At 68.6% G+C, this 19,642-nt stretch carries 19 protein-coding genes; 10 read left to right on the top strand and 9 right to left on the bottom strand.

Going from position 1 to position 19,642, the window contains the following annotated elements; all coding sequences use genetic code 11:
- A partial coding sequence (locus ABCR83_RS24125; RefSeq protein ID WP_462697252.1) for a COG1470 family protein occupies nucleotides 1-845 on the top strand: 845 nt, incomplete at its 5' end.
- Nucleotides 842-1,831: a hypothetical protein gene (locus tag ABCR83_RS24120; RefSeq protein WP_462697251.1), complete on the top strand. Its 990-nt coding sequence runs from the start codon at nucleotides 842-844 to the stop codon at nucleotides 1,829-1,831. The genes ABCR83_RS24125 and ABCR83_RS24120, both read left to right, overlap by 4 nt.
- 124 nt (nucleotides 1,832-1,955) lie before the next feature.
- Here the strand turns inward: ABCR83_RS24120 and ABCR83_RS24115 are convergent, their stop codons facing one another.
- Entirely contained in the window at nucleotides 1,956-3,488 is a 1,533-nt protein-coding gene (locus ABCR83_RS24115; RefSeq protein ID WP_462697250.1) for a peptide MFS transporter, read from the bottom strand.
- Nucleotides 3,489-3,958: 470 nt separating this feature from the next.
- Between ABCR83_RS24115 and ABCR83_RS24110 the strand changes: the two genes are divergently transcribed.
- Together ABCR83_RS24110 and ABCR83_RS24105 are read left to right on the top strand one after the other, a co-directional pair.
- Nucleotides 3,959-4,639 carry a response regulator transcription factor gene (locus tag ABCR83_RS24110; protein ID WP_462697249.1) on the top strand — a complete coding sequence of 227 codons (681 nt, stop codon included), beginning with the start codon at nucleotides 3,959-3,961 and terminating at the stop codon, nucleotides 4,637-4,639.
- 30 nt (nucleotides 4,640-4,669) lie between these two features.
- Entirely contained in the window at nucleotides 4,670-5,923 is a 1,254-nt protein-coding gene (locus ABCR83_RS24105; RefSeq protein ID WP_462697248.1) for an ATP-binding protein, read from the top strand.
- A gap of 47 nt (nucleotides 5,924-5,970) precedes the next feature.
- Here ABCR83_RS24105 and ABCR83_RS24100 read toward each other — a convergent pair whose 3' ends face one another.
- Nucleotides 5,971-6,492 carry a GtrA family protein gene (locus tag ABCR83_RS24100; RefSeq protein ID WP_462697247.1) on the bottom strand — a complete coding sequence of 174 codons (522 nt, stop codon included), beginning with the start codon at nucleotides 6,490-6,492 and terminating at the stop codon, nucleotides 5,971-5,973.
- Between the two features lie 211 nt (nucleotides 6,493-6,703).
- On the opposite strand from ABCR83_RS24100, the gene ABCR83_RS24095 reads away from it, so the two are divergent.
- Genes ABCR83_RS24095 through ABCR83_RS24085 form a run of 3 tightly spaced genes read left to right on the top strand, consistent with a single transcriptional unit; the run spans nucleotide 6,704 to nucleotide 9,557 of the window.
- Nucleotides 6,704-7,843 carry a 5-(carboxyamino)imidazole ribonucleotide synthase gene (locus tag ABCR83_RS24095; protein ID WP_462697246.1) on the top strand — a complete coding sequence of 380 codons (1,140 nt, stop codon included), beginning with the start codon at nucleotides 6,704-6,706 and terminating at the stop codon, nucleotides 7,841-7,843.
- Nucleotides 7,840-8,364 carry a 5-(carboxyamino)imidazole ribonucleotide mutase gene (gene purE, locus ABCR83_RS24090; RefSeq protein WP_462697245.1) on the top strand — a complete coding sequence of 175 codons (525 nt, stop codon included), beginning with the start codon at nucleotides 7,840-7,842 and terminating at the stop codon, nucleotides 8,362-8,364. The genes ABCR83_RS24095 and purE overlap by 4 nt, the downstream gene beginning before the upstream one ends.
- A 5-nt stretch (nucleotides 8,365-8,369) precedes the next feature.
- Nucleotides 8,370-9,557 carry a dipeptidase gene (locus ABCR83_RS24085; protein ID WP_462697244.1) on the top strand — a complete coding sequence of 396 codons (1,188 nt, stop codon included), beginning with the start codon at nucleotides 8,370-8,372 and terminating at the stop codon, nucleotides 9,555-9,557.
- A gap of 28 nt (nucleotides 9,558-9,585) precedes the next feature.
- Here the strand turns inward: ABCR83_RS24085 and ABCR83_RS24080 are convergent, their stop codons facing one another.
- Nucleotides 9,586-10,926: a UDP-glucose dehydrogenase family protein gene (locus ABCR83_RS24080; RefSeq protein WP_462697243.1), complete on the bottom strand. Its 1,341-nt coding sequence runs from the start codon at nucleotides 10,924-10,926 to the stop codon at nucleotides 9,586-9,588.
- 265 nt (nucleotides 10,927-11,191) lie between these two features.
- Between ABCR83_RS24080 and ABCR83_RS24075 the strand changes: the two genes are divergently transcribed.
- Both ABCR83_RS24075 and ABCR83_RS24070 read left to right on the top strand, forming a co-directional pair.
- Nucleotides 11,192-12,772: a glycosyltransferase gene (locus ABCR83_RS24075; RefSeq protein ID WP_462697242.1), complete on the top strand. Its 1,581-nt coding sequence runs from the start codon at nucleotides 11,192-11,194 to the stop codon at nucleotides 12,770-12,772.
- Nucleotides 12,773-12,881: 109 nt separating this feature from the next.
- A complete protein-coding gene (locus tag ABCR83_RS24070; RefSeq protein ID WP_462697241.1) occupies nucleotides 12,882-14,048 on the top strand; it encodes an acyl-CoA dehydrogenase family protein in 1,167 nt (388 codons plus the stop codon).
- A 59-nt stretch (nucleotides 14,049-14,107) separates the two neighbouring features.
- On the opposite strand, the gene ABCR83_RS24065 is transcribed toward ABCR83_RS24070, so the two are convergent.
- The 5 genes from ABCR83_RS24065 to ABCR83_RS24045 form a co-directional block, all read right to left on the bottom strand.
- Entirely contained in the window at nucleotides 14,108-15,214 is a 1,107-nt protein-coding gene (locus ABCR83_RS24065) for a methyltransferase domain-containing protein (RefSeq protein ID WP_462697240.1), read from the bottom strand.
- Between the two features lie 149 nt (nucleotides 15,215-15,363).
- Complete coding sequence (locus ABCR83_RS24060; RefSeq protein WP_462697239.1) at nucleotides 15,364-15,633, bottom strand: hypothetical protein; 270 nt, start codon at nucleotides 15,631-15,633, stop codon at nucleotides 15,364-15,366.
- Between the two features lie 62 nt (nucleotides 15,634-15,695).
- Complete coding sequence (locus ABCR83_RS24055) at nucleotides 15,696-16,547, bottom strand: helix-turn-helix domain-containing protein (RefSeq protein WP_462697238.1); 852 nt, start codon at nucleotides 16,545-16,547, stop codon at nucleotides 15,696-15,698.
- Between the two features lie 24 nt (nucleotides 16,548-16,571).
- The gene (locus ABCR83_RS24050; protein WP_462697237.1) at nucleotides 16,572-17,105 is read right to left on the bottom strand and encodes a DUF6879 family protein; all 534 of its coding nucleotides are present in this window, start codon (nucleotides 17,103-17,105) and stop codon (nucleotides 16,572-16,574) included.
- Entirely contained in the window at nucleotides 17,071-17,328 is a 258-nt protein-coding gene (locus ABCR83_RS24045; protein WP_109281974.1) for a hypothetical protein, read from the bottom strand. Before ABCR83_RS24045 ends, ABCR83_RS24050 begins: the two co-directional genes overlap by 35 nt.
- A gap of 340 nt (nucleotides 17,329-17,668) precedes the next feature.
- On the opposite strand from ABCR83_RS24045, the gene ABCR83_RS24040 reads away from it, so the two are divergent.
- Nucleotides 17,669-18,457, top strand: a complete 789-nt coding sequence (locus tag ABCR83_RS24040; RefSeq protein ID WP_462697236.1) for a VOC family protein — start codon at nucleotides 17,669-17,671, stop codon at nucleotides 18,455-18,457.
- Between the two features lie 3 nt (nucleotides 18,458-18,460).
- Here the strand turns inward: ABCR83_RS24040 and ABCR83_RS24035 are convergent, their stop codons facing one another.
- Nucleotides 18,461-19,627 carry an LCP family protein gene (locus ABCR83_RS24035; protein WP_462697235.1) on the bottom strand — a complete coding sequence of 389 codons (1,167 nt, stop codon included), beginning with the start codon at nucleotides 19,625-19,627 and terminating at the stop codon, nucleotides 18,461-18,463.
- Between the last annotated feature and the right edge of the window lie 15 nt (nucleotides 19,628-19,642).

Genomic DNA, 19,642 nt, shown 5'->3' with positions numbered 1-19,642 from the left:
GGGCTATGGGGGAGGGTGATGCGACAACGCGGCGAGGCGCCGTGCCAGGCGCCGCAGGGCCCGCACTGATCCATAAGACACGCCCTGGCCCGCCGCCCTGGACGGCCGCGCCCGCCACCGGAGGCCAGGGCGTGCCCGGCCCGGAGTCCCGGACGGTGTTCTCGCTGGAGGGCGGTCCGGGCACGGTGCTCGAGGACAAGCTCTCCGTCGTCAACCCCGGCGACCGGGCTCACACGGTCGAGCTGCGGGGGACCGGCTCCTGGATCACCCTCGCGGCCCGCCGGGTGCGGGTCCCGCCCCGTACCCGGGCGGAGGTGCCCCTGACCGTGACCGTCCCGGCGGACGCGGCGCCCGGCGACCACCCCGCCGCGGTGCTCGCCACCGGGGACGGCGGGCAGGTCCGGGTGCCGATGGCGGTACGGGTCAGCGGGGCCGCGCTGCCCGCGCTCGGCGTGGGGCGGGTGCGGGTCAGCGGCACCGGCGGCGGCGCGGTGATCCGCTGGGAGCTGGTCAACCGGGGCAATACGGCGCTCGCGCCACACCTGACGATCCGGGCGGAGGGCCTGTTCGGGGAGGTCCTGCGGCGTACGGTCCGCCCCGCCGAGCTGCCGCCGGGGCGGCGGATGCGGCTCGCGGAGCGGTGGCCGGACGCGCCTCGGCTGACCGACCGGGTGAAGGTCGAGGTCACGGCCTCGGCGCCGGGCCTCGCTCCGGTTTCCGCGAGGGGCTCGTACACCCCGCTGCCCTGGCTGCGGCCGGTGGCGGGCGGGCTGGCCGTGCTGGCCGTCGGCATGGGCGGCTGGGTGCTGCGGCGGAGGCGTACACGTGGGGGGAGCGGGCCGTGAGCCGTCGGGTGTGGGGTGCGCTGCTGGTGGTGCTGGTCGTGCTGCTGCTGCCGGGGCGGGCGGCGCTGGGCGCCGCCGGGCCCACGGTCGCGGTGGACCGGAGCGAGGCGGGCAAGGGCGGCAGCGTCACGGTGACGGGCGCCGGGTGGCGTCCGCATGCCCTGCTCACGCTGGTCATCTGCGGGCAGAACATGATCGGCGGCACCAATGCCTGCGCCAACGCGGACGGGCGGACGGTCACCACCGCCGCGGACGGCACCTTCCGCCGCGGCCTTCCGGTGGCCGAGCCGCCGAAGCCCTGCCCCTGTGTGGTGCATGTCGCGACGGTGCTGGGACCGGCGGCCGCCGCGGACGCCGCCTTCCGGGTGGCGGGGCACCCGATCGAGCCCCTGCCGCCCGATGGCGCCGGGGCACGGCTGAGCGTGCTGGACGCGCGGCTCGAGGGCGCCGACGGGGTGCTGACCTGGTTCGGCGCACCGCCGCGGCGAAGACTGGTGCTCACCGTCGGCAACCCGGGGTCGGCGGCGGTGAAGGACCCGGTGTTCCGGATCGGCACCTCGCACGAAGTGCTCGCCCCCGAGTGGGAGCGACGGACCTGGCACGGGACGGTGGACGCCGGGCGGAGGGCACGGGTGTCGCTGGGGGTGGAGCTGGCGGCCGGGGCCTATGGGGACTATGTCGTCTCGCTGGAGTACGGGGGAAAGGTGGTGGTCGAGCAGCCCTGGGGCGTCGGCCGTCCTTGGGGAGTGACGCTTTTCTGGGTGCTGTTGGGGGTGGTGGGCGTGGTGGGGGCCTATCGGCTGGGGATGACGGTGGTGGACCGGGTACGTCCGCGGATGGTTCGCGACCCGGGGGAGGGGACCGGTGAGCTGCCGTGGTTCCGGCCGGGAACGGTTCCCCCGGTGCGGGGGCGCTCCGCGCGGGGGAAGGACGGTGGGGGTCCGGACGCGATGCCGGCCTGCGAGGCCCCCGCACCGGGGGAGTAGCGGCTCGCCGCCTCCCCCTCCGGCGCCCGGTCCGGGTGAGCTGTCACCGCCGCGGCCCCGCGGGCATGCCGCGGCCCCCGGTGCGGATCAGCGCCGGGGGCCGGTGCCGGCGGCGTCGGCCGGCTCAGCGGACGTCGCCCATGAGGGAGACGATCTTCTTGCGGTACATCCAGATCGCGAAGCCCGCCAGCGCGGCCGCGCCCGCCTCGCCCAGGATCACGCCGATGCCATTGAGGTTCACGCCCGCCGTGGAGAGCAGGCTGGTGGTGCAGTCACCGGCGGTGACGGCGAGGAACCAGACCCCCATCATCTGGCTCGCGTACTTCTGCGGCGCCATCTTGGTGGTCAGCGAGAGGCCGACCGGGGAGAGGCACAGCTCGCCCATGGTCTGGATCATGTAGATCATCAGCAGCCAGGCGGGGCTGACCGTCCTGCCGTCCACCGCCATCGACATCGGGATGGCGAAGACGACGAACGAGGCACCGGCGAGGACCATCGCCATGGAGAACTTCACCGTGGTGCTCGGCTCGCGGTCGCGCCTGGACAGCCACATCCACAGCCAGGCGAAGACCGGGGCCAGGGCCATGACCCAGAGCGGGTTGACCGACTGGAACCAGGTGGACGGGAAGTTGATGCCGAAGACATTGTCGGCGGTCTTCTTCTCGGCGAAGGTCGACATCGTCGAACCGGCCTGGTCGAAGATCATCCAGAACACGGCGGCCGCCACAAAGAACCAGATATAGCCACTGACCTTGGTCTGCTCGGTCGCCGTGAGCTCCTTGTCCCGCTTGATGCGGACCAGCACGGAGACCGGGATGACCAGGCCCAGCAGGGCGAGCGGCACCTTGGCCCAGTTGACGCTGAAGGATCCGGTGCCGATCACCACGCCGTAGAAGGCGGCGCCGACGGCGAGCCAGATCAGGCCCTTCTTCAGCCAGGAGTTGCGCTCGGCGACCGTCAGCGGGGTCGGGACCTCGCTGCTCCTGGGGCTCAGATGCCGGGTCCCCAGCAGGAACATGATCAGGCCCAGGCCCATGCCGACGGCGGCAACGGTGAAGCCGAGGTGCCAGTTGACCTTCTGGCCGATGGTGCCGACGACCAGCGGGGCGGCGAAGGCACCGATGTTGATGCCCATGTAGAAGATCGTGAAGCCACCGTCCCGGCGCGGATCCTGCGGACCGGTGTAGAGGTGGCTGACCATCGTGGAGATATTGGCCTTCAGCAGACCGGAACCGATCGCGACCACCGCCAGACCGGCGAAGAAGGTCGGCTTGCCGGGGACCGCCAGCAGCAGGTGACCGGCCACGATCACGGTCGCCCCGATGGCGACCGTCCTGCGCGGACCCCAGACGCGGTCGCCGATCCAGCCGCCGGGCATGGTGAGCAGGTACACCATGGCCACATACACCGAGTAGATGGCCACCGAGCCGGCCTCGGGCATCGCCAGACCGCCACCCTGGCTGCCGGACTTGGCGTCCGGGCCTCCGGAGATCAGGTAGACGACGAGAAGGGCGCGCATGCCGTAGTAGGAGAAGCGCTCCCACATCTCGGTCATAAAGAGAGTGGCCAGGCCGCGGGGGTGGCCGAAGAAGGTCTTGCCGTGGGGGGCAGGAGCCAGGTCCTGCGCGGCGGTGTCCTTCATCAGGCTGGACGCCATGGTCGATCCTTGGATGCTCAGGACACGCGTGTGAGCTGCTGCGCGCCCGTATGTGGGGGGTTGGCCGGCACCGGCTACTGCGCCACCCGCCCCCACGCCCTTGGGGTTCGGCGCCTGGAGAGGAACCGGCAGAGCAGCCGTACACCGGGATCCACGCCCCCCGCGCACCTTCGCGCGGCGGACCCGGCCGACAGGTCATTCACTGTGAAACAAGACTGGTGGCTCCAGCCCCGCGCACGACAGAGACCTTCGGCGCGACTGACGAGCCGAAGGTCCCCCGATGGTGCTACAGATGTCCCGTCACCATACGTCACATCCCGCCCCGATATGAAATGAGTTGAGACGTGGATCACAGGGATGGAAGGAACCATTCGCCCACCTTCCGGAGTGGTGAAACCTTTGGTGATCTGTTGACGCAGCTACCCCTAAGCGCACTCTGACGTGCGTCCGAGCGGACTACCATCACACCCATGACCCGAGTACTGCTCGCCGAGGATGACGCCTCCATCTCGGAGCCGCTCGCACGCGCGCTGCGCCGCGAAGGATATGAGGTGGAGGTCCGTGAAGACGGCCCCACAGCGCTCACCGCCGGCCTCAAGGGAGACGTGGACCTGCTCGTCCTCGACCTCGGGCTGCCCGGCATGGACGGCCTGGAAGTGTGCCGGCGACTGCGTACCGACGGCCATGGTTTCCCGGTGCTGGTGCTCACCGCCCGCGCCGACGAGGTGGACACCGTGGTCGGCCTGGACGCCGGCGCCGACGACTATGTCACCAAGCCCTTCCGGCTGGCCGAGCTCCTGGCGCGGGTGCGGGCCCTGCTGCGCCGGGGCGCCGCCGAGTCCCCCCAGCAGGCGACGGCCACCCATGGGGTGCGGATCGACGTCGAGTCGCACCGGGCCTGGATGGGCGACGAGGAACTCCAGCTCACCGCCAAGGAGTTCGACCTGCTGCGGGTGCTGGTCCGGGACGCCGGCCGGGTCGTCACCCGGGACCAGCTGATGCGCGAGGTCTGGGACACCACCTGGTGGTCGTCCACCAAGACCCTGGACATGCACATCTCCTGGCTGCGCAAGAAGCTCGGCGACGACGCCGCGAACCCGCGCTACATCGCCACCGTCCGTGGCGTCGGCTTCCGGTTCGAGAAGAACTGACGAACCCCTGAAAAGAGAAGAACCGGCACCGTGCGCCGCCGACTGATCAACTCCACGCTCGCCGTCGTCCTGGTCGTGATCGCCGTCTTCGGGATCTCGCTCGTCATCGTCGAGACCCGCACGATCGAGAGCAGCGCCCGCGAGAACGTGCAGTCCGAGGCCGTGCGCCTGGTGAGCGTCGTCGACAGCCGGCTGGCGAGCGCCGAGCGCGTCGAGTCGGGGGTGCTCAGCGAACAGATCACCCCCGACCGGTACGCCCGGATCGAGATCCCCCTCCGGGCCCCCATCGTGCTGGGCACCAAGCCCGGCGGCGGCGTGATCACCTCCACGCAGAAGGGCGAGCACGGCGAGACCGTACGGGTCGAGGCGTCCCGCTCCACGGTCAGCCGGGAGGTCGGCCGCACCCTGCTGGTGATCCTCACGGTGGCGCTGCTGGCCGTCATCGCGGCCGTGTTCCTGGCCGTGCGGCAGGCGAACAAGCTCACCGCACCGCTCACCGACCTGGCCGAGACGGCCGAGCGCCTGGGCTCCGGCGACCCCCGGCCCAGGCACCGCCGCTATGGGGTGCCCGAGCTGGACCGGGTCGCGGATGTACTGGACTCGAGCGCCGAGCGCATCGCCCGGATGCTCACCGCCGAGCGGCGGCTGGCCGCCGACGCCTCCCACCAGCTGCGCACCCCGCTGACCGCGCTGTCCATGCGGCTGGAGGAGATCACGCTCACCGATGACCCGGACACGGTCAAGGAGGAGGCGACCATCGCCCTCTCCCAGGTGGAGCGCCTCACCGACGTCGTCCAGCGACTGCTGACCAACTCCCGTGATCCCAAGACCGGTTCGGCCGTCACCTTCGATCTCGACGAGGTCATCAAGCAGCAGCTCGAGGAGTGGCGGCCCGCCATTCGCGGCAGCGGCCGGGCCCTGGTGCGCTCCGGCAAGCAGGGGCTGCGGGCCGTGGGTACGCCCGGTGCCGTCTCCCAGGTGATCGCGACGCTGATCGAGAACTCCCTGATGCATGGCGACGGCACGGTGGCCCTGCGCACCCGGGTCACCGGTAATCAGGCGGTGGTGGAGGTCTCCGACGAGGGGCCGGGCGTTCCCCCGGACCTGGGCTCGCGGGTCTTCGAGCGGACGGTCAGCGGCCGGAACTCCACCGGGCTGGGGCTGGCGGTCGCCCGCGACCTGGCGGAGGCGGACGGCGGCCGGCTGGAGCTGTTGCAGCAGCGGCCGCCCATTTTCGCGTTGTTTCTGAGCCGCGAAGCGGATCAGACGGAGGAAGGGGCCTGAGCCGCGAAGCGGATCAGACAGAAGAGGGTGCCTGACCGCGAAGCGGATCAGGCGGAGCGGGACGAGGACTGAGCCTCCGCCCGCGGCGGCGCGTCCGCGAGGAACGATTCGGCGGTCTCCACGGCCGCACGGGCCGGCAGCGCCCGGAACACCCAGGTGCGGTACGACCAGAAGCGGAAGACCGTGCCGATGCCCAGCCCGATCACATTCTTGGCGATGTTGTTGGCGAGTGGGCCGGTGAACCCCAGGCCATAGTGCGAGATCGCCAGGATGCCGTTCTCGATGACCAGCCCCACGCCGCTGAACAGCAGGAACAGGGTCAGTTCACGGCTGCGGCGGCTTCGGTCGCAGTCCCGGTACGTCCAGTGGCGGTTGCCCACATAGTTGGTCGCGATCGCCACGACGGTGGCGATGACGCCCGAGCGCACCACGGCGAGGTGCAGGCCATTGGTGCAGATGTTGAAGACGATGAAGTTGACCACGAACCCGATGGCACCGACCGCACCGAATTTCGCGATTTCGCGCGCCAGCCGCTCCAGCCGGGAACGCACTGTGCGCCGTTGACTCATAGCGATGTCAGGCTCCATTGAGTGGACGGTCTGGGGCTGAGTGGACGGTCTGGGGCGCAGGGCGTTCTCTGCACAAGCCACCATGCTAGCGAGGCGGGCTCGGTCTCCAGCAGGGGAGTGGGTGAACGACTGGAAAACGGCTGCCACTTCGCCTTGGACGATCGTCCAAGGAGGTCGCGGGGGCGGTCGTTCGTGCGGATACCCTGGGTGCGTGACGTTCCCGGTAGTCGGCATGGTCGGCGGCGGTCAGCTCGCCCGTATGACCCACGAGGCGGGCATTCCCCTCGGCATCAGGTTCAAGCTGCTCAGCGATACCCCACAGGACTCGGCGGCCCAGGTGGTCAGCGATGTCGTCATCGGCGACTACCGCGACCTGGACACCCTTCGTGCTTTCGCACAAGGCTGCGATGTGATCACCTTCGATCATGAGCATGTCCCCACCGAGCACCTCCGGGCCCTGGAGGCGGACGGCATCCCGGTCCGGCCGGGGCCCGATGCGCTGGTGCACGCCCAGGACAAGGGCGTGATGCGGGCGAGGCTCGGCGAGATCGGGGTGCCGTGTCCGCGCCACCGGATCGTCGGGGACCCGGCGGATGTGGCGCGCTTCGCCGCGGAGGGGGAAGGCTTCCCCGTGGTGCTGAAGACCGTGCGCGGCGGCTATGACGGCAAGGGCGTCTGGGTGGTGCGCGACGTCCGCGAGGCGGAAGAGCCCTTCCGGGCCGGGGTGCCGGTGCTGGCGGAGGAGAAGGTGGAGTTCGTCCGCGAGCTCGCCGCCAATGTGGTGCGTTCCCCGCACGGCCAGGCCGTTTCCTACCCCGTGGTGGAGTCCATCCAGGTGGACGGCGTATGCGACACGGTCATCGCCCCGGCGCCCGGGCTTTCCCAGGAGCTGTCCGCGCACGCCCAGCAGCTCGCCCTCAAGGTGGCCAAGGAACTGGGTGTGGTCGGGCACCTCGCGGTGGAGCTGTTCGAGACCGCCGACGGGCGGGTGCTGGTCAACGAGCTGGCGATGCGCCCGCACAACTCCGGCCACTGGACCCAGGACGGCGCGATCACCTCGCAGTTCGCCAACCATGTGCGGGCCGTGCTGGATCTGCCGCTGGGCGATCCCCGGCCGCGTGCCAGGTGGACGGTGATGGCCAATGTGCTGGGCGGCGACTATCCGGACATGTATTCCGCGTACCTCCATTGCATGGCACGGGACCCGGGCCTGAAGATCCATATGTATGGCAAGGACGTCAAGCCCGGCCGCAAGGTGGGACACGTCAACACCTACGGCGACGACCTGGCGGATGTGCGGGAGCGCGCGAGCCACGCCGCCGGATATCTACGAGGAACGATCACGGAATGAGTTCCCCTGTCATCGGCATCGTCATGGGCTCCGACTCGGACTGGCCCGTCATGGAAGCCGCCGCCCAGGCCCTGGACGAATTCGGCGTCCGCTATGAAGTCGACGTGGTCTCCGCGCACCGGATGCCGCGCGAGATGATCGCCTACGGTGAACGGGCGGCGGACCGCGGGCTCAAGGCGATCATCGCGGGCGCGGGCGGCGCCGCCCATCTGCCCGGGATGCTGGCCTCCGTCACCACGCTGCCGGTGATCGGCGTGCCGGTGCCCCTGAAGATCCTCGACGGCATGGACTCCCTGCTGTCCATCGTGCAGATGCCGGCCGGGGTGCCGGTGGCCACCGTCTCCATCGCGGGCGCGCGCAACGCCGGGCTGCTCGCGGTGCGGATGCTCGCCGCGCACGACGAGGAACTCCGCGAGCGCATGCGGCACTTCCAGGACGAACTCAACGAGCAGGCGACCGACAAGGGCAAGCGGCTGCGCGCCAAGGTCGAGGGCGCCACCGGCTTCGGCTTCGGGAAGTGAGCACCATGAGCGAACTGGCACGGGCCCGGGAACTGCTGGCCGCGCACCCCGTGGTGGACGGGCACAACGACCTGCCCTGGGCGCTGCGCGAGCACGTCCGCTATGACCTGGACCGGCGGGACATCGCCACCGACCAGAGTGCGGCGGGCCTGCACACCGACCTGCCGCGGCTGCGGGCGGGTGGCGTGGGGGCGCAGTTCTGGTCGGTGTATGTCCGTACGGACATGACCGGTGACAATGCGGTCAGTGCGACGCTCGAACAGATCGACATCGTACGGCAGTTGACCGACCGCTACGCCGCCGATCTGCGGCTCGCGCTCACCGCCGACGACATGGAGGCGGCCCGGGCCGAGGGGCGCATCGCCTCGTTGATGGGCGCGGAGGGCGGGCACAGCATCAACTGCTCGCTGGCCACGCTGCGTTCGCTGCACCGGCTCGGGGTGCGCTATATGACGCTCACCCACAACGACAACATTCCCTGGGCGGATTCGGCGACCGATGAGGTGCGGGCGGGCGGGCTGACCCGGTTCGGCGAGGAGGTCGTGCGGGAGATGAACCGCATCGGCATGCTGGTCGACCTCTCCCATGTGGCCGACGGCACCATGCGGGACGCCCTGCGGGTGAGCCGGGCGCCGGTGATCTTCTCGCACTCCTCGGCGCGCGCGGTGTGCGACCACCCGCGCAACATCCCGGACGATGTGCTGAGTTCGCTGGCCGCCAATGGGGGTGTGGCGATGGCGACCTTCGTACCGAAGTTCATCCTGCCGGAGGCCGTCGCCTGGACGCGGGCCGCGGACGAGAACATGCGGGCGCACGGCTTCCACCACCTGGACACCACGGCCGAGGCGATGGCGGTGCACCGCGCCTTCGAGGCCTCCCGGCCCCGGCCGGTCGCCACGGCGGCGACGGTCGCCGATCACCTGGACCATATGCGTGAGGTGGCGGGGGTCGATCACATCGGGGTGGGCGGGGACTTCGACGGGACGGCGTTCACCCCGGTGGACCTCGCCGATGTCGCGGGATACCCGAACCTGATCGCGGAGCTGTTGCGGCGGGGCTGGTCGGAAGCCGACCTGGCCAAGCTGACCTGGCGGAACGCGGTCCGGGTGGTGCGCGAGGCGGAGGCTGTGGCACGGAAGTTGTCCGCCTCGCGGGGGCCGTCCGTCGCGACCATCGACGCACTGGACGGGTAGCGCAGGGCCCCCGAGAACGAGGGCCGCCCTACGCCTGGGGGCGCCCCATGGCCCGGTATGTCCAGCCCGCCGCCCGCCAGGCCGCGGGCGACAGCGCGTTGCGGCCGTCCAGGATGTGCGGTTCCCCGACCACCGAGGCCAGTGCCGCCGGGTCCAGTTCGCGAAACTCCGCCCACTCCGTGAGGTGCAGCACCGCATGTGCGCCCCGGCAGGCGTCCAGCGCCGTCGGTGCATATGCCAGGGTCGGGAAGAGGCGGCGCGCGTTGTCCATGCCCTTGGGGTCGTACACCGTGACCTGCGCACCCTGCAGATGGATCTGACCGGCGACATTGAGTGCGGGTGAATCCCGTACGTCGTCGGAGTCCGGCTTGAAGGTCGCGCCCAGTACGGCCACCCGCCGTCCGAGGAAGCTGCCGCCGACGGTCTCGCGGGCCAGCTCGACCATATGGCCGCGGCGGCGCATATTGATCGAGTCGACCTCGCGCAGGAAGGTCAGCGCCTGGTCGACGCCCAGTTCGCCGGCGCGGGCCATAAAGGCGCGGATGTCCTTGGGCAGGCAGCCCCCGCCGAAGCCGATGCCGGCCCGCAGGAACTTCTTCCCGATCCGGTCGTCATGGCCTATGGCCTCGGCGAGCTTGGCCACATCGCCACCGGCGGCCTCGCAGACCTCGGCCATGGCGTTGATAAAGGAAATCTTGGTCGCCAGGAAGGAGTTGGCGGCCGTCTTGACCAGCTCGGCGGTCGGGTAGTCGGTGACCACGAACGGCGAGCCCTCGCCGATCGGCGTCGCATACACCTCGCGCAGCAGCTTCTCCGCGCGCTCGCCGGTGACACCCACCACGATGCGGTCGGGGTGCAGGGTGTCCTGGACGGCGAAGCCCTCGCGGAGGAACTCCGGGTTCCACGCCAGCTCCACATCCGCGCCCGCCGGGGCCAGTTGCTCGATCAGCTCCGCCAGCCGCGCCGCGCTGCCGACCGGCACGGTGGACTTGCCGACGACCAGCGCCGGGCGGCGCAGCCGCGGGGCCAGGGAGGCGATGGCGCTGTTGACATAGGACATGTCGCAGGCGTACTCGCCGTGTTTCTGCGGGGTGTTCACACAGATGAAGTGGACGTCGCCGAATTCGCCGGCCTCGTCCCAGGAGGTGGTGAAGCGCAGCCGCCCGGTCGAGCCCTCGATCCCGGCGACATGCCTGCGCAGCAGCTCCTCGAGCCCCGGCTCATACATCGGGACCTCGGCGCGGCCGAGCATCTCGATCTTCTCCGGGGCCACATCCAGGCCCAGTACCTCGAATCCGAGCTCGGCCATGGCCGCTGCGTGGGTGGCGCCGAGGTAGCCGGTGCCGATCACGGTGATCTTGAGGGCCATGCCGAGTTTGTCCCTTCCCGGGGCGTCGCTGTCCGACCGCAGATCCTAACCACAGGCTCTCGGGGGCCGACGCGCGTCGTTCACCGGGGTGCGGTTTCGATCATGGGTGTTTGACAGATTACTCACAACTTCTTGACCGTTTCTTTTCTGGGGTGGTCTTGACGTGCCAAGCTTGGCCCAAATTGGACCGTTTCATAAGAAACCTTAGGTTGGGTCGGGGGACATGTCAGGGACCGCATCCGGGCGTGATCAGGGGCGCCATGCCGTGGAGAAGGTCAGGAAGAGACGCATCAGGGGCTTTGTCCGCCCCTCGTTCGTCGCCTTTGCCGCGAGCGCCGTGGCCGTGTGGTGGGTCCTGGGCGGCACTCTCCATCTGTACGGGCTGATAGCCGTCGGCCTGATGGCGGTGAAGCTGCTGCTCTCGCTGACCTACCGCCCGTACCGCGTCGGTGACCGGGACACCTCGCTCGACCGCTGGAAGATCGTCACGGTCGTCCCCACCTACAACGAGGACCCGGACACCTTCGAGCGCTGTCTGCACAGCATCCTCACCCAGGAGCGGCGGGTGCAGGAGGTCCATGTCGTCGACGACGCGAGCCACGACCGCTCGGCCGCCGACCGGGCCCGGTCCATGAAGCCGCTCTTCGACCAGGCGGGCATCGCCCTCCATGTCCACATCCAGCCGGAGAACAAGGGCAAGCGCGAGGCGCTCGCCCGCGGCTTCCTGGCGGCTCCCGACGCGGACGGCTATCTCTGTGTGGACTCCGACACCGTCCTCGATCCCGAGGCGGTGGGCGAACTGCTCAAGGCGTTCCACAGCCCCAAGGTGAAGGCCGCCACCGGGCTCGTCCTCGCGCTCAACCAGCGCAAGAACTTCCTCACCCGCCTGATAGACCTGCGCTACGGCAACGCCTTCCTCTTCGAACGGGCCGCCTACTCCAGGCTCGGCTCGGTGCTGTGCTGCTGCGGCTCGCTGGTCATCTACCGGGGCGACGTCGTGCACAAGAACCTCCATGACTTCGTCACCCAGAAGTTCTTCGGCCGGCCGGCCATCTTCGGTGACGACCGCCGGCTGACCAACTACAGCCTCATCGAGGGCAAGGTCCTCTTCCAGGAGACCGCGGTCGCCTACACCGCCGTGCCGGAACGGCTGCCGCACTTCCTGCGCCAACAGGTGCGCTGGAACAAGTCCTTCTTCCGGGAGTCGCAGTGGGCACTGCGCAAGCTCTCCAAGGTGCGCCCGGGCTTCTACCTCACGCTGATCGAGGTCTCGACCTGGTTCGTCTTCACCGGGGCGATGCTCACCTCCGTGGTCTATCTGCCGCTGACCCAACCCGGCTCCGCGGCCGGCCACCTCACCACCTATCTCATCTTCACCGTCCTGATGGGATATGTGCGCAGCGTGCGCTACCTCGACTTCCGCCGCCCGGGCACCACCCTGATCGGACGGCTGGCGATCTACTCCCTGGCCCCGGTCTACGGAGTCCTCCACCTCTTCCTGCTGCTCCCCATCCGGCTCTACGCCATGCTCACCATGGCCCGTGGCCAGTGGGGCACCCGGCAGAACGGCGTCGAGGTCGCCGATGACGAGGTCGCCACCGCCGGCCTCTACCAGGACCTCGCCCAGGAAACCCCGCTGCCGCGCCCGGCGGACCCCGTGGAGCCGGTGCACGAGAGGGCGCCCGAGCCGGTGCAGGAGTGGTACGCGCCGCATTACGCCCCGTACGGGCAGTACGCCGAGCAGTACGTGATGCCCGAGCCGCAACCGGTGGGGTACGACCCGTACGACCCTTATGGGTATGGGTACTGGCCCCAGCAGCAGACCGAGAGCGGGGCCTGGAGGTGAACCGTCCGGGGCCGTCGTCAGGTTGTCGTCAAGCTCACGTAGGCCTGGCGGGCGGTGCCCCCCTAGAATCCGGTTACTAAACGGTAGTTAACTCTCTGGGGAGTACGCCTTGGCGGGAAAAGCGGGAAACAAGGACTTTGATCTCTACCGGCCCTCCGAGGAGCACGACGAGCTCCGCAAGGTCGTGCGCTCGCTCGCCGAGGCGAAGATCACGCCGTTCGCGGCCGAGGTGGACGAGGCGGCGCGCTTCCCGCAGGAGGCCCTCGAGGCGCTGGTCGCCGCCGACCTGCACGCCGTGCATGTCCCCGAGGAGTTCGGCGGCGCGGGCGCCGACGCGCTGGCCACCGTGATCGTCATCGAGGAGGTGGCGCGCGCCTGTGCCTCCTCCTCGCTGATCCCGGCGGTCAACAAACTGGGCTCGCTGCCGGTGGTGCTGTCCGGTTCCGAGGAGCTGAAGAAGCGGTACCTGACGCCGCTCGCCAAGGGCGACGCGATGTTCTCGTACTGCCTGAGCGAGCCCGACGCCGGTTCGGACGCGGCGGGCATGAAGACCCGGGCCGTGCGCGACGGCGACTTCTGGGTGCTCAACGGCGTCAAGCGCTGGATCACCAACGCCGGTGTCAGCGAGTACTACACGGTGATGGCCGTCACCGACCCGGAGAAGCGCTCCAAGGGCATCTCCGCCTTTGTGGTCGAGAAGTCCGACGAGGGCGTCTCCTTCGGCGCCCCCGAGAAGAAGCTCGGCATCAAGGGCTCCCCGACCCGCGAGGTCTACCTCGACAATGTCCGCATCCCCGCCAACCGCATGATCGGCGAGGAGGGCACCGGCTTCGCGACCGCGATGAAGACCCTGGACCACACCCGGATCACCATCGCCGCCCAGGCCTTGGGCATCGCCCAGGGCGCCCTGGACTACGCCAAGGACTATGTCCAGGAGCGCAAGCAGTTCGGCAAGCCCATCGCCGACTTCCAGGGCATCCAGTTCATGCTCGCCGACATGGCGATGAAGCTGGAGGCGGCCCGTCAGCTGACCTACGCCGCGGCGGCGAAGTCCGAGCGGATCGACGCCGACCTCACCTTCTTCGGCGCCGCCGCCAAGTGCTACGCCTCCGACGCCGCCATGGAGATCACCACGGATGCGGTGCAGCTGCTGGGCGGCTATGGCTACACCCGGGACTACCCGGTGGAGCGGATGATGCGGGACGCCAAGATCACGCAGATTTATGAGGGCACGAATCAGGTTCAGCGGATCGTGATGGCGAGGAATCTGCCGTAGCAGCGTTTTCGCGGGTCAGCCCCCCCGGCAGTCCTGAAGTGATGCCGGGGGGCTGTGACTTACGGGTGCCCGACGATGCTGTGCGGGTCGTCCAGCCACACTCGCTGTCCGTCGCAGTCGACCGTCAGGCCGAACCGGGACCGTTCCGGCTTCCCCAAGTCATGCCAGCCGAGGAATGCCTTGCGCACCTCATCCCACAATGCGCGGGGTCCGTACTGCTCCACCTCGTACGTCTCCGCGTCCGGAACGTACTCCACGGTCGCCCACGACTTTCGGTCGTCGGCGAAGAGCCACAGGGTGGCCTCCCCGCTCTCGTCATCCGCGTCGCACCATCGGTACCACGCATCCGTGAGGTTCAGGGCGGTGAAGAACGCAGGGTCGTCCTGGATGACGTTCTGCGGTGGGATGCCGGTGCTGCTCTTGTCTCCCTCCTCCCCGTGGTAGATGTCCGGGATACGTCCCGCACCGCCCCGGTGGGTGCGGTCCCACATGAAAGCCGGGTAGCCGGAGAACGACCCCTTGGCTCTCCCGTTCGACACGTCCAGCGTCGTGTACGACCCGCTGAAGAAGCTGCTGCCCCATGGGGTGACGATCCGCCCGTCCGGACACTGCTCCAACCACGCTTGTGGCACTTCCCGCATGGTGCAGGTGCAGATGATCCGGTCGTACGGAGCGCTCCGGTGATGCCCGTCGCGGCCGTTCCCGAGTACCGTCGTCGGGTGGAATCCCGCCCGCTTCAGGTTTTCCACGGCGGTGGACAGCACCGCCGCGTCAACCTCCACCGAGGTCACGTTGTTTTCACCCAGCCGGTGAGACAGCCAGGCAGCGTTGTAACCGGTGCCCGTACCGATCTCCAACACCCGTTGCCCTTCCCGTACATCGAGCAGGCCCAGCATTTCGAGCATGACCGACGGCATGGAAGAGGATGAGGTGAAGAGCCGGAACGCGCCTTCCGGTGTGCCCTTCCCGTCGTTCACCTGGGTGACCACGGGCGCATCCGAGTAGACCGCCTGCAACCAGCTCTCAGGATCGGTGGAAAAGTCCCCTTCTTCGATGACCTGGGGGATGAACAGCGCGCGATCCACGGAGGTCACGGCGTCTTGCCAATCTGGCGGCAACACGCCTTTGTTCATGAGCGTTTCCACGAGCCGCTGCTGCGTCGCCATGCCGCATCACTTTTTCGGCGGCTCGTACGGCCTTGTCGGCCCCGGCGGTTTGTCGCGGTGGCCATCGCTGCTGGAAGTGTCGGGCTTGCCGGAGTGGTCTCCGCCCTTCTTGCCCATGTGTGCCTCTCTTCCTGTCGTTGGTGTGGCCGTCAGAGTTGACGCCGCTTCACGGACTCCGCGTAGATCAGGGCGTCGATGAGCTTGCGTGCGGTGAGCAGGGGCACGGTTCCGAGGAACAGCGACGGCTCACCGGAGAGGGAGGCGCGGCCCAGGAGTTGGGGCCAGGAGTCTCGGTCTCCCACGTTGATGCCCATCTCGGCCAGCACCCGACCGAGCATGAACGCGGTGTCGTCGGCCTTGCGCTTTCCTGCGAGGAAGGCGTCGGCTTGCTGTGCGGCTGCTTCGGTGTCCGTGGTCATGAGGAGAAGCTAGGGACCTGCGGACACCCGCAGCGAGAAAGTTGCAATCAGTTGCAGGCCAGTTAGCCAAGGACATCGATCGCTGCTGTGATCAAGCTGCGTGCGTGTGGCCCGTAAACGGCACGTCGTTGCAGTTGAGCGAAGGTCTTGAGGTAGTCACGCACCTCGCCAGGAGCGGTCACGGTGACCTCAGCAGTCAGCAGCTCAACATTGACGTGCTCGTCGTCGTAGGCGTTGAACGTTTCCACGGCCCATATGGGCCGTTGGCCCTTGGACGGGATCACGCCCAGGCTGACTGAGGGGAGGGACATCACCGACAGCAGATGCCCGAGTTGATCGGCCATGGTCTCGTCGTCGCCCATCTGGTAGTGGAGGACGGCTTGTTCGAGGAGCATGACGAACCGGTGCCCGCCTTCCCGGAGCACCCGTGCCCGTGCAAGCCGGGCCGCTACTGCTTCGGGGATGTTGTCCCGGAGGTCTCTCAGCCACGCGGCCGACTCAAGGACGGCTGTCGCGTATCCCCCGGTCTGAAGGAACCCGGGTACGAGGCCGGAGCTGTACACACGGAAGAGCTTCGTGCGCTCGTTCAGGGTAACGCGGCTCTGCTGGATCTGGCGAAGCGTTTCCTTCCTGTGGAGCCGTCTCCACTGCACGTACATGGATTCGACAGCGCGGTTGGCTGCTATGAGGTCGGCGGCTTGGTCCTGGGCGCCGCAGGCGGCACACCACGCTCGGATGTCAGCGTCCGAAGGAGCCGTCTTGGCGTTCTCGATGCGGCTGGACTTGGCTTTGTGCCAGCCGCAACGGACAGCCAGATCATGTCCGGTGAGTCCTGCATCCCGCCTGATCTCTTTGAGTCGGCCTGCCAAGGCTTCGCGGGCGGCTTGGGCACTGGACGAGGGGACGGTGGGCATGATCTGGCTGTCCTTGGTGCGCCGTCAGATCTTGTACTCCTCGTGCGGAATGCAGCGCTCCCACACCGCTTCGAAGGCGTTGGTGCACAGCTTGATGACGGCCTGGTCCTCGGTGTACTCGAAGCCGGCGCCATCACCGTCACCAGTGAAGTGGTTGAACCTCACCAGGTGATCGTCGAAGAGCCAGAAGTCGTTTCCGGGTAGTGCGATGTCCGATGCGTGCCGACGCGGCAGCCAATGGACCTGTTCACCCACGGCGACGTTGACAGCGGTGGTGGCGTGCTCGTACTTGATGTACTCGCTCACCGGTTCGGAGACAATCCGGGCCCGTCGCATGACCACGCCTCGGGCGACGGCCCCCCGTACCAGCGACGTCCAGCGGGACCAGCCTTCGGACGCCGGGTCAAGGTCTACTTCGCCGGTGCGCTTCCACTGCTCGAACTCCTCGGCTTCGCCAGCGATGCCGTAGCTGTCACGCATCTCCAGGTGCACCGCAGAACGCACAGCCGAATTCAGCAGTTCCTCAAAGCTTGCCCGCTGCTGCTTGTTCTGCGGCATCGCACGCCTTCCTGATGATGTCGATCATCCGGTACGGCATCCGGATGACTGCCTCCGTGTCCGGGTGTGGGCTGTTCTTCCGGCACTCGGCCTGAGTCTCTTCGTCGGCCAGCCAGCCCTGGAAGAGGATGTCCGGTTCGGGCTTCATCTCGACATCCACCCATGCCGCAGGGCACTGGTCGGTCTTCGTCTCTGGGTCGATCCCGACGAACAGTAGCGCCATCGCTGTCTCCCGTGTCGAGCCGTTGCGATCAGTTGCATGTGACGATCTGCCCTTCACGCCGCCCCGGTCAAGAGGGCGTGTGGCACCGGGAGACCAGCTTCGCTGATCATGGGGAAATGCTGGGGAGGCCCCTTCTGAAGAGGATGTCTGTGCAGGCCAGGCGCTTGTTGCTTGTGAAGCGTGCAGACTAATGAAGGCACAAACCAGGTCCAGCGGATCGTCATGGCCCGCAACCCGCCGTAGTCCCGACCTCGTACGGCCCCGCCCAGTGGCGGGGACGTACGGAAGCGGCCAGGGTGGTGCTGTCGGGGGTCCGCGCCGTGCCAGGGAGGTTTGTGTCATGCCCGAGGTGAACAGCCCGTACGACCCCGGGACCCCCTGCTGGGTCGATCTCATGGCCCCCGACCAGCGGGCGGCGCTCGACTTCTACCGGGATCTGTTCGGCTGGCAGGGGGAGCCCGGGCCGCCGGAGACCGGGGGCTATACGGTGTGCACCCTGAACGGGAAGGCCGTGGCCGGGATCGGGCCGTCGATGGCGCAGGAGGGGCAGTCCGAGCCGCCGACCGTGTGGACCACCTATCTGGCGGTGACGGACGCGGATGCCGCCTCGACGGCGATCACCGACAACCAGGGCAAGATCACCATGCCCGCGATGGACGTGCTGACCTTCGGCCGGATGGCCGTGGTCAGCGATCCGACGAACGCCGTGTTCGGGCTCTGGGAGGCCAGGGACTTCTTCGGCGCCGAGGTGGTCAACGAGCCCGGCGCGGTGATCTGGAACGAGCTCAACACCGCCGACCCGGAGGCCGCCAAGCGGTTCTACCCGGCCACCCTCGGCATCGCCGTCACCCCCTTCGAGCAGGTACCCGGCTACTACAGCCTGCTGGTGGGCGGCAAGGCCGTCGGTGGCATGCAGGGGCTGGACAACCTCCCGGACGGCATGCCCTCGCACTGGATGACGTACTTCGCGGTGGACGACACCGACAGCACGGTGGACGCGCTCGTCCGGGCGGGCGGCAATGTGCTCAAGCCGCCGTTCGACATGGTCGCGGGCCGGATGGCCGTGGTGCAGGACCCGCAGGGCGGGACCTTCTGCGTCATCCAGGGCGCCGAACCCGAAGCCGCCTGATGGTCAGGGCTTGTCGATCTGCTGGTCGTTCTTCAGCCGGTCGAAGAGCTGCTTCGACTTGACCGGGTCCCACTTCACCGCCACGCCATCGCTGCGGGTCGGCAGGTTCGCGGTCGAGATGGGGACGGTCAGCTGCTGCCCGTCGCCGCCGGTGACACCCTTCATCGCCCAGAACATCGAGGTCAGATCCCACAGCTCCATGTCCTTGTCGACAATGAGCGTGTCCAGGCCGGAGCCGATCACCGGGTAGAGCCGGAAGGGGTTGAGGACGGTGCTGGGCGAGGCGGCCTGCTTGGCCAGGGTGTTCAGGAACTTCTGCTGGTTGCGCATCCGGCCCAGGTCCTGGTCCGCCTCCTGGTGACGCTGGCGGACGAAGGCCAGCGACTGCCTGCCGTCCAGGGTCTGGCAGCCCGCCTTGAAGTCGGCGCCCGAGTCCCGGTCCTTGATCGGCTTGTCGATGCACATGTCCACGCCGCCGAGCGAATCCACCAGATCACGGAAGCCGCCGAAGCCGATCTCCGCATAGTGGTCGATGCGCAGCCCGGTGCTGGACTCGACGGTCCGGATGAGCAGCTCGGCGCCGCCGTCCGCGTACGCCTGGTTGAGCTTGTGCGTGGCGGCGGGGTAGCGCTTGCCGGACTTCTGCCCGGTGAAGGCGGGGATGGTGACATACGAGTCACGGGGCAGGCTGAGCATCGTCGTGCCGTTGTCGCCCGTGTGCAGGATCATCATCGAGTCGGTGTGCTTGCCGTAGTCGGCCGACCCGGTGTGCAGCTCCTCCTTGTCCTTCTCGGACAGGCCCTCCCGGCTGTCGGAGCCGACGATCAGGTAGTTGGTGCCCTTCCCGGACGGCGGACGGTCCGGCACCTTGCCGAGGTCCACCTCGCGGCGCACCTTGGAGTCGGCCCAGAAGTAGGTGCTGACGGACACCACCAGCAGCACCGCGACCAGCGCGGCCAGCCCGATCCCGATCCGCCGCCCCCAGCGGGGCCGGCCGGCGCGGGTGCGCGGCGCCCGGCTGCGCGGACCGCCGCCGCCCGCGCTGCCACGCCCGTACACCTGGCCGGTGTTGTAACCGTCATCGACGGGTCGCTGTGGCTGTGCGCTGGTGCTGCCGCGCCCGTACTGCTGCCGGCGGTCGTCACTCCGTCCTTCGGGCCAATCGTTCATAGGATGAAGTGTGCC

It is taken from the genome of Streptomyces xingningensis, from assembly GCF_054957865.1.
Note: the sequence above shows the minus strand (reverse complement) of the source record. Positions and strands in the feature narration are given on the sequence as shown.